The sequence below is a fragment of the Kitasatospora sp. NPDC056273 genome (assembly GCF_042268845.1).
Taxonomy (GTDB): domain Bacteria; phylum Actinomycetota; class Actinomycetes; order Streptomycetales; family Streptomycetaceae; genus Kitasatospora.
In genome coordinates this window covers 1-9,817 of record NZ_JBHJSJ010000109.1, presented here as the reverse complement: position 1 = coordinate 9,817, position 9,817 = coordinate 1, and the positions used below count along the sequence as shown (strand labels likewise).

Genomic DNA, 9,817 nt, shown 5'->3' with positions numbered 1-9,817 from the left:
GGGCCCGGGAATCACCCCGGGCCCCGCCGCCGTCACGCAGCCGTCCAGCCGCTCAGCCGTCCCGCCGCTCAGCCCGCCGAGCCGCCGAAGCGCTCCGTCCAGGCCGCCAGGTCCTCGTCCGTGATCTTGGCGAACAGCACCGGCGGCACCGTGAACGCCGTCCCGGCCGGCACCAGGTCCAGCGCCCGCGCCTCCTCCGGGCCGATCCAGTCGCGGGTGGCGGCCGGCGAGTCCGCGGGCAGCGCGAAGGCGCCGCGCATGGCCGCCGCCGTGGTCGGGATGAACGGCTCGGAGACCACCGCGTACAGGTGGATCAGGTTCATCGCGGTGCGCAGGGTCAGCGCCGCCGCCTCCGGGTCGGTCTTCACCTGGAGCCAGGGCGCCTTCTCGTCCAGGTACGCGTTGCCCGCGCTCCACAGCGCGCGCAGGGCCTGCGCCGCCTTGCGGAAGTTGAGCGCGTCCAGCTGGGCCTCGTACTCGGCGAGCAGCCCGGCGACCTGCTCGCCGAGGCGCTGCTCGGCCTCGCCCGGGGCGTGGCCGCCCGGGACGTCGTCGCCGAAGCGCTTGCGGCTGAAGGTGAGCACCCGGTTGACGAAGTTGCCGAGGGTGTCGGCGAGGTCCTTGTTGACGACCGAGGCGAACAGGTCCCAGGTGAAGCTGGAGTCGTCCGACTCGGGCGCGTGCGCCATCATGAAGTAGCGCCAGTAGTCGGCGGGCAGCAGGTCCAGCGCGTCGTTGCCGAAGACGCCGCGCCGCTGGCTGGTGGAGAACTTCCCGCCGTAGTACGTCAGCCAGTTGAAGGCCTTGACGTAGTCGACCTTCTTCCAGGGGCGGCGCGAGCCGAGCAGCGTGGCCGGGAACATCACGGTGTGGAACGGGACGTTGTCCTTGCCCATGAACTCGGTGTACCGGACGGTCTCGTCGGCCTCGTACCACCAGGACTTCCAGTCCCGCAGGTGCCCGGCCGGGGCCGCGTCCGCCCACTCCTTGGTGGCGCCGATGTACTCGATCGGGGCGTCGAACCAGACGTAGAACACCTTGCCCTCGGCGGCCAGTTCGGGCCACACGTCGGCCGGCACCGGGACGCCCCACTCCAGGTCGCGGGTGATCGAGCGGTCCTGGAGGCCCTCGGTCAGCCACTTGCGGGCGATCGAGGAGGCCAGCACCGGCCAGTCGTCGGCGTGGGCGTCGATCCAGTCCTCGACTTCCTCGGTGAGCTTGGACTGGAGCAGGAACAGGTGGCGGGTCTCCCGGACCTCCAGGTCGGCGCTGCCGCTGATCGCCGAGCGCGGCTCCAGCAGGTCGGTCGGGTCCAGCACCCGGGTGCAGTTCTCGCACTGGTCGCCGCGGGCCTTGTCGTAGCCGCAGTGCGGGCAGGTGCCGACGATGTAGCGGTCCGGCAGGAAGCGGCCGTCGGCGTTGGAGTACACCTGGCGGATCGCGCGCTCCTCGATGAAGCCGTTGCGCTGGAGCTCGCGGGCGATCTCCTGGGTGATCTCCCGGTTCTGCGGCGAGGAGCTGCGGCCGAAGTGGTCGAAGGAGAGCCCGAAGCCGTCGTACACCGCCCGCTGCGCGTCGTGCGCCCGGGCGCAGAACTCCGCGACCGGCAATCCGGCTTCCTGGGCGGCGAGTTCGGCGGGCGTGCCGTGCTCGTCGGTGGCGCAGATGAACAGCACCTCGTGCCCGCGTCGGCGCAGGTAGCGGGCGTAGACGTCCGCCGGGAGCATGGACCCGACCATGTTGCCCAGGTGCTTGATCCCGTTGATGTACGGAAGGGCGCTGGTGATCAGGTGCCGAGCCATCCTCGGATGCTCCGATTTCTCCCGCACGCGCACCCCACCCGGAGTGCCGTGTCGGGCGCAGGGTCCACTGTGGGCTGCCAGCCTAGGGCAAGGAGCGGGGGCCGGGGCGCAAGGAGCGGGGCCGGTCGGCGGCGCCGCCGTACGCGCCGGGCGGGGTCGGGAATCACGGCCGGGATCATGGCCGGACGTCAGGGTCGGACGTCAGGGTCGGACGTCAGGGTCGGACGTCAGGGTCGGGCATCAGGGTCGGGTGAAGTCCCCGTACCGGTCGAACTCCCCGGACTTCACCCCGCGGACGAAGGCGGCCCACTTGCGCGGGGTGGTCCGCACGACGACCTCGGGCCGGTCCGACTCGCGGATCTCCACCAGTTCGCCCGCGGCTCTGACCTCGACGCAGTCGGTGCTCTCACCGCTGGCCGAGGCCTTGCGCCAGGTACTCATGTGAAGTCTTTCAGCAAGCACCGGATGAACTCCCGGGACTCGTCCGGTCCGAGCGCGATCGCCGCGGTCTCCTCCTTGATCCGGCGGTAGGAGGCCAGTTCGACCTGGGTGTGCACGAATGTCGGCCCGTGGGAGAGATCGATCTGGACGGTGTCGAGCTCCGGGACGGGCCCGCGGGCGAGGTACAGGCTCTCCCCGGAGCCGGTGTAGGTGGGCACGCTGAACGGGATCACCCGGATCTCCACCCCGGGTCGTTCGGAATTCTCCAGCAGGCCCCGCAGCTGGTCGCGCAGCACGTCCGGGCCGCCGAACTGCATGCGCAGCGCGGATTCGTGCAGGAATGCGCTGTACGGCTTCGGGTGGTCGACGAAGATCTGCTGGCGCCGGATCCGGAACGCCTTCCGGATGTCCGCCTCCTGCCGGTACTGGGGGGGAAGCCGCTCGAACACCGCGGCGGCGTAGTCCGGGGTCTGCAGCAGGCCGGGGATGAAGGTGCTGTTCAGGATGGACAGGGAGGAGGCGTGGTGCTCCATCTCCGCGATGTCGATGATCGCGTTCGGCAGCCGGCCGCGGTAGCCGTCCCACCAGTACTTGCGCCGGTCCTGCGTCATCGCCAACAGGGCGTCCAGGTAAGGGCCGTCCTCGCAGCCGCAGGTGTGCGCCCAGATCCGGAGCCGCTCGGCGCTGATGCCCGACTTCCCGTTCTCCATCTGGGAGATCTTGGGCAGGTCGGTGCCGATGGTGGCGGCCAGGCTCTTGGGCGTGACGCCCACGAGCTCGCGCATCCTGCGCAACTCGATCCCGAGGCGCTGCTGGCGCACGGTCGGCGACAAGCGGGGTGGCATGACTCTCTTCTCCGGGTCGCGGCTCGCGTCGATGCTTCCGGTGAAGTGTGCCGCGCGTACCGGGCCCTAGCTACCAAAATGGGGGATACCCCACGATGGAGTGAACGTCTTCCCGCTCGGTAGCAACTCTGGCACCTTGACCCTATGGTCATCCGTGTCACTCACTGACTTGTTGCCGCCTAAACAGTCGTCAAACAGTCGTCTAACAGCCGACATTCGGCCGTAATGACACATCAGATGCATGGTCGCGGCGCCCGAAATCACCGACCGGAGACAGCCATGCCACTCCCCACGCCCCTCGGCCCTCCCCACCGGCCCCATCCACCCCGGCGCATTTCCGCATCCCGGTGAATGCGCTTCTCGTCGCCGGATTGTCGGCGCTCCTGCTCGCCGTCCTGTTCGTCGGCTGGCTGGTCTGGCTGGTGAACATCCAGGCCTGTGAACCCCGCGCGGCCAAGCGCGAGTTCGCGGCCGGCCATTCCGCCCGAGGCGAGCGGAAATAGCCTCCGCGCCCCCTCGCACTCCGCCGGTCCGGCGGCTCAGCCCCGTGAAAGCCGCTCGGTCAGACGGGACTTGGCCGCCGGCCACTCCTCGGCGAGCATCGAGAAGTAGGCGCTGTCCCGCCAGGTGCCGTCGGGGCGCCGGCGGTGGCGGCGGAGGGTGCCCTCGTACTGGGCGCCGAGGCGTTGGATCGCGGTGCGGGAGCGCTCGTTGCGGGCGTCGGTCTTCCAGAAGACGCGGCCCATGCCGAGGTCCTCGAACGCGTGGGAGAGGAGCAGCAGTTTGGCCTCGGTGTTGACCGCCGTGCGCCAGACCGAGCGGGCGTACCAGGTGCCGCCGATCTCGACGGACTCGTCCTGCGCGCTGAGGTCGTGGTAGCCGGTGACGCCGACGGCCCGGCCGCTCGCGAGGTCGACGGCGGCGAAGTTCACCGATTCGCCGGCCGCCGCCTCGGCGACGCGGATGTCGAGGACCGCGCCGAACTCCTGCTCCGAGACGGGCGGCAGGTGCATGGTCCAGCGCCAGACCTCGGGGTCGGAGCCGACGGCCGTCCAGAGGTCGGCGAGGTGGCGGCGCTCCAGCGGCTCCAGGCGGATGTGGCGGCCGGTGAGGACGACGGGTGAGGGCAGCTTCGCGGTCATGATCCGAACGTAGCGCCGCCCTGCACTAGAAGCAAGAGATGTTTGCACTAGTGCAAATCTGCCGCGCGAGGCAAACGAGGGCCCCGCGGGACGGATCCCGCGGGGCCCTCGAAGTGTCAGCCGAGGATCAGGCTCAGATGAACGAGTTGATCTGGATCGTCTCGTCGCGGCCCGGGCCGACGCCGATGGCCGAGATCGGCGCGCCCGACATCTCCTCCAGCGCCTTCACGTACGCCTGGGCGTTCTTCGGCAGCTCGGCGAAGGTCTTCGCCTTGCTGATGTCCTCGGTCCAGCCCGGCAGCGTCTCGTAGATCGGCTTGGCGTGGTGGAAGTCCGACTGGTTGTAGGGGAGCTCCTCGACGCGCTTGCCGTCGATCTCGTACGCGACGCAGACCGGGATCTGCTCCCAGCCGGTCAGCACGTCCAGCTTGGTGAGGAAGAAGTCGGTGAGGCCGTTGACCCGGGTCGCGTAGCGCGCGATGACGGCGTCGAACCAGCCGCAGCGGCGGTCGCGGCCGGTGGTGACACCGCGCTCGCCACCGATCCGGCGCAGCGCCTCGCCGTCCTCGTCGAGCAGCTCGGTCGGGAACGGGCCGGAGCCGACGCGGGTGGTGTAGGCCTTGAGGATGCCGATGACCCGGTCGATCTTGGTCGGGCCGATGCCGGCGCCGGTGCAGGCGCCGCCCGCGGTCGGGTTCGACGAGGTCACGAAGGGGTACGTGCCGTGGTCGACGTCGAGCAGGGTGCCCTGGCCGCCCTCCAGCAGGACGACCTTGTCGGCCTTCAGCGCCTCGTCCAGGACGAGGGTGGTGTCGGCGAGGAAGGGCTTGATCTTCTCCGCGTAGCCCAGGTACTCCTCGACCACCAGGTCGGCCGGGATGGTGCGGCGGTTGTACAGCTTGACCAGGATCTGGTTCTTGTCGTGCAGCGCCGCCTCGATCTTCTGGCGCAGGATCGACTCGTCGAACAGGTCCTGGACCCGGATGCCGACGCGGTTGATCTTGTCCGCGTAGGTCGGGCCGATGCCGCGGCCGGTGGTGCCGATCCGGCGCTTGCCGAGGAAGCGCTCGGTGACCTTGTCCAGGGTGCGGTGGTACGGCGTGATCAGGTGGGCGTTGCCCGAGATCAGCAGCTTGGAGGTGTCGATGCCGCGGTCGTTCAGGCCGGCCAGCTCGGAGAGCAGCACGGCCGGGTCGATCACGACGCCGTTGCCGATCACCGGCGTCACGTTCGGGCTGAGGATGCCGGAAGGGAGCAGGTGCAGGGCGTACTTCTGGTCACCGATGACCACCGTGTGACCGGCGTTGTTGCCGCCCTGGTAGCGGACCACGTAGTCCACGGAGCCACCGAGGAGGTCGGTGGCCTTCCCCTTGCCCTCGTCTCCCCACTGAGCGCCAACGAGCACGAGTGCCGGCACAGGCGTACACCCCTTCCGGTTGGGGCATCCTGCGTAGGCCGCAGTCTGCCCCGAGATAGACGAAGCCCCTGGCGCAATGGCGCAAGGGGCTCTTGCACCGAGAGATTACCTGAGGAAGGACCGGTCGTGTCGTCCCTGTCCACGCCTGCTACCGGCGGCCCGGAGCCGCTCCTGCTGCTCCTCGACCCGGTGGCCCGGCAGACCGACGGCGAGTCGGTGCGGATCGCGAAGGACGTGCTCTGCGGGGGAGCGGACGTCAAGGTGGTCTTTCCGGAGAGCCCTTCCGAGCTCGACCGGGTGCTTTCGCACCGGGGTCGGAGGCGACCGGTGGTGATCGGTTCCGACCTCGCTCTGCAGCGGGTGCTCCAGGCCCTGCACCGCCAGCGTGAGCTGGGCGACGAACCGGTGGGGATGGTTCCGGTCGGCCGCTCGGAGGAGCTGGTCGCGGCCCGCGCGCTCGGCGTGCCGGGGGAGCCGGTCCGGGCCGCGCGGGCGGTGCTCTCGGGCGCGCCGCGCCGGCTGGACCTGCTGGTCGACGACGGCGGCGGGGTGGCGCTGGGCGGGGTGCGGATCACCGGCGGGGCCGCGCGCCGTCCGGTGGGCCGTCCGGGGGGCTGGCGTTCGCTATGGGCGAAACTGGCTGCGGCCGAGCAGGCGAACGCACTCACCCCGGACGGCACCGACCACGGCTCCCGGGTCCGGGTCGAGGCCGACGGCCGGCTGCTCGCGGACGTCCACCGGCCGGTCCGGCTGGTCCAGGTCACGCTCCCGGCCGGCGCCTCGCACGGAACGGGCGAGATGGACGTGGTGGTCGCCGCCTCCGGCGCCCTGGTGCGGGCCCGGGCGGCGAGCGTCTCGGTGGTCGGGCGCGGCTTCGGCTACGAGGCGGACGGCCACCCGGTCGGCCCGGTCCGGGCCCGGACCTGGACGGTGCACCCGGGGGCCTGGGGCCTGCTGCTGCCGGCGGCCTGACGGGAGAACCACCGGCGGGCCGACGAGGGAGCCACCGGCGGGCAGCCGGGGAACCACGGGCGGACGACCGCCGGACGACCGCCGGGCGACCGGTGGGGGAACCCCGGGTGAGCAGGCTCACGTTCGTCCGCACCCCGACCCCCGCCGCCGCGCACACCGAACTCCCCAACAGGCGCGAACCGCAAGGCCAACCGCCACGCGCCGGAATTCCCCCCACCCGAAATGCCGGACCGGTAAGGGGTTTTGTCTACGCGCGTTAACTCGCGATCGCGGGACAAAGCCGCAGTCCCGGGGTCCGGAAGCCCGGGTCAACTGCCCTAGACTCGAAGGCGTGCCACGTGGTGACGGAAGACTCAACCACGATCTTCTTCCCGGTGAGAAAGGCCCCCAGGACGCTTGTGGCGTCTTCGGTGTCTGGGCTCCCGGCGAGGAGGTCGCCAAGCTCACGTTCTTCGGCCTTTACGCCCTGCAGCACCGCGGTCAGGAATCCGCGGGCATCGCAGTGAGCAACGGCTCCCAGATTCTCGTCTTCAAGGACATGGGGCTCGTCTCCCAGGTCTTCGACGAGGCATCGCTGGGGTCCTTGCACGGGCATATCGCCGTCGGACACGCCCGCTACTCGACCACCGGTTCCTCGGTCTGGGAGAACGCCCAGCCGACCTTCCGCGCGACCGTTCACGGTTCGCTGGCCCTCGGGCACAACGGAAACCTGGTGAACACCGCCGAACTGGCGGCCATGGTCGCCGAACTGCCCGGCGAGGAGCACGTCTCGCGCTCCGGCCGGAACGCCGCGACCAACGACACCGACCTGGTGACGGCGCTGCTCGCCGGCCACCCGGACCTCTCCATCGAGGAGACGGCCAAGGTCGTGCTGCCCAAGGTCAAGGGCGCGTTCTCACTCGTCTTCATGGACGAGCACACCCTCTACGCCGCCCGTGACCCGCAGGGCATCCGCCCGCTGGTGCTCGGCCGGCTGGAGCGCGGCTGGGTGGTCGCCTCCGAGACGGCGGCGCTGGACATCTGCGGCGCCTCCTTCATCCGCGAGGTCGAGCCGGGCGAGCTCATCGCCATCGACGAGAACGGCATGCGCAGCTCGCGGTTCGCCGAGGCCAAGCCCAAGGGCTGCGTCTTCGAGTACGTCTACCTGGCCCGCCCCGACACCTCCATCGCCGGCCGCAACGTGCACCTCTCCCGCGTGGAGATGGGCCGCCGGCTGGCCAAGGAGGCGCCCGTCGAGGCCGACCTGGTGATAGCGACGCCCGAGTCCGGCACCCCCGCCGCGATCGGCTACGCCGAGGCCAGCGGCATCCCGTACGGCTCCGGCCTGGTGAAGAACGCCTACGTGGGCCGCACCTTCATCCAGCCCAGCCAGACCATCCGCCAGCTCGGCATCCGGCTCAAGCTCAACCCGCTGCGCGAGGTCATCGCCGGCAAGCGCCTGGTGGTCGTGGACGACTCGATCGTGCGCGGCAACACCCAGCGCGCGCTGGTGAAGATGCTGCGCGAGGCCGGCGCCGCCGAGGTGCACATCCGGATCTCCTCGCCGCCGGTGAAGTGGCCCTGCTTCTTCGGCATCGACTTCGCCACCCGCGCGGAGCTGATCGCCAACGGCATGACCATCGAGGAGATCGGCCGCACGCTCGGCGCGGACTCGCTCTCCTACATCTCGATCGACGGCATGATCGAGGCCACCAAGCAGCCCAAGGACCGGCTCTGCCGGGCCTGCTTCGACGGCGAGTACCCGATGGAGCTGCCCGACCCGGCGCTGCTCGGCAAGCTCCTGCTGGAGGCCGAGATCAAGGGCGGCCAGCAGCCGCCCGCCGTCCGCGGCAAGCCGACCAGCGGCAGCGACCTGGACGGCGTCCAGTCGCTGCTCGGCGGGGCGGGCGCGGCCGACGCGCTGCGCCGCCCGTAAGAACGCACGGTGGGGTCCCGCGAACCGGGGCCCCACCGCTGTTTCCGAACCACCCCCACCTGACCCGAAAGGGCCGCACGCAGTGACCAGCAACCAGAACGGCGCCACCTACGCCGCCGCCGGTGTCGACATCGAGGCGGGCGACCGCGCCGTCGAGCTCATGAAGCAGTGGGTGAAGAAGGCCAACCGCCCCGAGGTGGTCGGCGGTCTCGGCGGCTTCGCCGGCCTCTTCGACGCGTCCGCCTTCAAGAACTACGAGCGGCCGCTGCTGGCCTCGGCCACCGACGGCGTGGGGACCAAGGTGGCCATCGCGGCCGCCATGGACAAGCACGACACCATCGGCCACGACCTGGTCGGCATGGTCGTCGACGACCTGGTGGTCTGCGGCGCCGAGCCGCTGTTCATGACCGACTACATCTGCGTCGGCAAGGTCGTCCCGGAGCGGGTCGCCGCGATCGTCAAGGGCATCGCCGAGGGCTGCGCGCTGGCCGGCTGCGCCCTGGTCGGCGGCGAGACCGCCGAGCACCCGGGCCTGCTGGGCCCGGACGAGTACGACGTCGCGGGCGCCGGCACCGGTGTGGTGGAGGCCGACGCGCTGCTCGGCGCGGACCGGGTCCGGGCCGGCGACGTGGTGATCGCGATGGCCGCCTCCGGCCTGCACTCCAACGGCTACTCGCTGGTCCGCCACGTGCTGCTGAACGAGGCCGGCTGGAAGCTGGACCGCAAGGTCGAGGAGTTCGGCCGGACCCTCGGCGAGGAGCTGCTGGAGCCGACCCGGATCTACTCGCTGGACTGCCTGGCGCTCACCCGCGCCACCGAGGTGCACGCCTTCTCGCACGTCACCGGCGGCGGCCTGGCGGCCAACCTGGCCCGGGTCGTCCCGGACGGCCTGCACGCCCGCCTGGACCGCGGCACCTGGACCCCGCTGCCGGTCTTCCGGACCGTCGCCGAGGTCGGCAAGGTGGCCACCCTGGAGATCGAGAAGACGCTGAACATGGGCGTCGGCATGGTCGCGGTCGTCCCGCCGCACTCGGTGGACGCCGTGCTGTCGATCCTGGAGGACCGCGGCGTGGAGGCCTGGCTGCTCGGCGACATCGTCGAGCGCGGCGAGGAGCACGAGGGCGGCGCGGCCCTCTACAACGCCTACGAGGGCTTCCGGGCGAACTGACCCGGCGGTGGGGGGGGGGGGGGGGCCCCCCCCCCCCCCGGGGGGGGGGGGGGGGCGCGGGGCGGGAGTGAAAAAAAAAATCAACACAAAACGGACACCGACAACGTGGTCGGGG

At 70.9% G+C, this 9,817-nt stretch carries 9 protein-coding genes; 4 read left to right on the top strand and 5 right to left on the bottom strand.

What is annotated here, in order from left to right:
• Window positions 1-68: 68 nt before the first annotated feature.
• The 3 genes from metG to ACFCY1_RS41020 form a co-directional block, all read right to left on the bottom strand.
• A complete protein-coding gene (metG, locus tag ACFCY1_RS41030) occupies window positions 69-1,802 on the bottom strand; it encodes a methionine--tRNA ligase (protein WP_117488936.1) in 1,734 nt (577 codons plus the stop codon).
• A gap of 240 nt (window positions 1,803-2,042) precedes the next feature.
• A complete protein-coding gene (locus ACFCY1_RS41025; RefSeq protein ID WP_049656434.1) occupies window positions 2,043-2,243 on the bottom strand; it encodes a DUF397 domain-containing protein in 201 nt (66 codons plus the stop codon).
• Complete coding sequence (locus tag ACFCY1_RS41020) at window positions 2,240-3,088, bottom strand: helix-turn-helix domain-containing protein (RefSeq protein ID WP_375877791.1); 849 nt, start codon at window positions 3,086-3,088, stop codon at window positions 2,240-2,242. The genes ACFCY1_RS41025 and ACFCY1_RS41020 overlap by 4 nt, the downstream gene beginning before the upstream one ends.
• A gap of 371 nt (window positions 3,089-3,459) precedes the next feature.
• Here ACFCY1_RS41020 and ACFCY1_RS41015 point away from each other — a divergent pair, with 371 nt between their 5' ends.
• Window positions 3,460-3,591, top strand: coding sequence for a hypothetical protein (locus tag ACFCY1_RS41015; RefSeq protein WP_259316694.1), 132 nt, complete (start codon window positions 3,460-3,462; stop codon window positions 3,589-3,591).
• 36 nt (window positions 3,592-3,627) lie between these two features.
• Here ACFCY1_RS41015 and ACFCY1_RS41010 read toward each other — a convergent pair whose 3' ends face one another.
• Both ACFCY1_RS41010 and ACFCY1_RS41005 read right to left on the bottom strand, forming a co-directional pair.
• Window positions 3,628-4,230, bottom strand: a complete 603-nt coding sequence (locus ACFCY1_RS41010; protein ID WP_049656440.1) for a GNAT family N-acetyltransferase — start codon at window positions 4,228-4,230, stop codon at window positions 3,628-3,630.
• A 133-nt stretch (window positions 4,231-4,363) separates the two neighbouring features.
• Window positions 4,364-5,647: an adenylosuccinate synthase gene (locus ACFCY1_RS41005; RefSeq protein ID WP_049656442.1), complete on the bottom strand. Its 1,284-nt coding sequence runs from the start codon at window positions 5,645-5,647 to the stop codon at window positions 4,364-4,366.
• A 126-nt stretch (window positions 5,648-5,773) separates the two neighbouring features.
• Here ACFCY1_RS41005 and ACFCY1_RS41000 point away from each other — a divergent pair, with 126 nt between their 5' ends.
• The 3 genes from ACFCY1_RS41000 to purM all read left to right on the top strand — a co-directional run bounded on the left by ACFCY1_RS41000 (window position 5,774) and on the right by purM (window position 9,702).
• Window positions 5,774-6,619: a diacylglycerol kinase gene (locus ACFCY1_RS41000; protein ID WP_375877790.1), complete on the top strand. Its 846-nt coding sequence runs from the start codon at window positions 5,774-5,776 to the stop codon at window positions 6,617-6,619.
• A gap of 331 nt (window positions 6,620-6,950) precedes the next feature.
• Window positions 6,951-8,534, top strand: a complete 1,584-nt coding sequence (gene purF / locus ACFCY1_RS40995) for an amidophosphoribosyltransferase (RefSeq protein WP_049654084.1) — start codon at window positions 6,951-6,953, stop codon at window positions 8,532-8,534.
• 82 nt (window positions 8,535-8,616) lie between these two features.
• Window positions 8,617-9,702 carry a phosphoribosylformylglycinamidine cyclo-ligase gene (gene purM / locus ACFCY1_RS40990; RefSeq protein WP_049654082.1) on the top strand — a complete coding sequence of 362 codons (1,086 nt, stop codon included), beginning with the start codon at window positions 8,617-8,619 and terminating at the stop codon, window positions 9,700-9,702.
• The last annotated feature ends 115 nt before the right edge of the window (window positions 9,703-9,817 follow it).

Coding starts and splice junctions, on each gene's coding strand:
- metG (WP_117488936.1), bottom strand. CDS start 1,802: ATGGCTCGGCACCTGATCACCAGCGCCCTTCCGTACATCAACGGGATC.
- ACFCY1_RS41025 (WP_049656434.1), bottom strand. CDS start 2,243: ATGAGTACCTGGCGCAAGGCCTCGGCCAGCGGTGAGAGCACCGACTGC.
- ACFCY1_RS41020 (WP_375877791.1), bottom strand. CDS start 3,088: ATGCCACCCCGCTTGTCGCCGACCGTGCGCCAGCAGCGCCTCGGGATC.
- ACFCY1_RS41010 (WP_049656440.1), bottom strand. CDS start 4,230: ATGACCGCGAAGCTGCCCTCACCCGTCGTCCTCACCGGCCGCCACATC.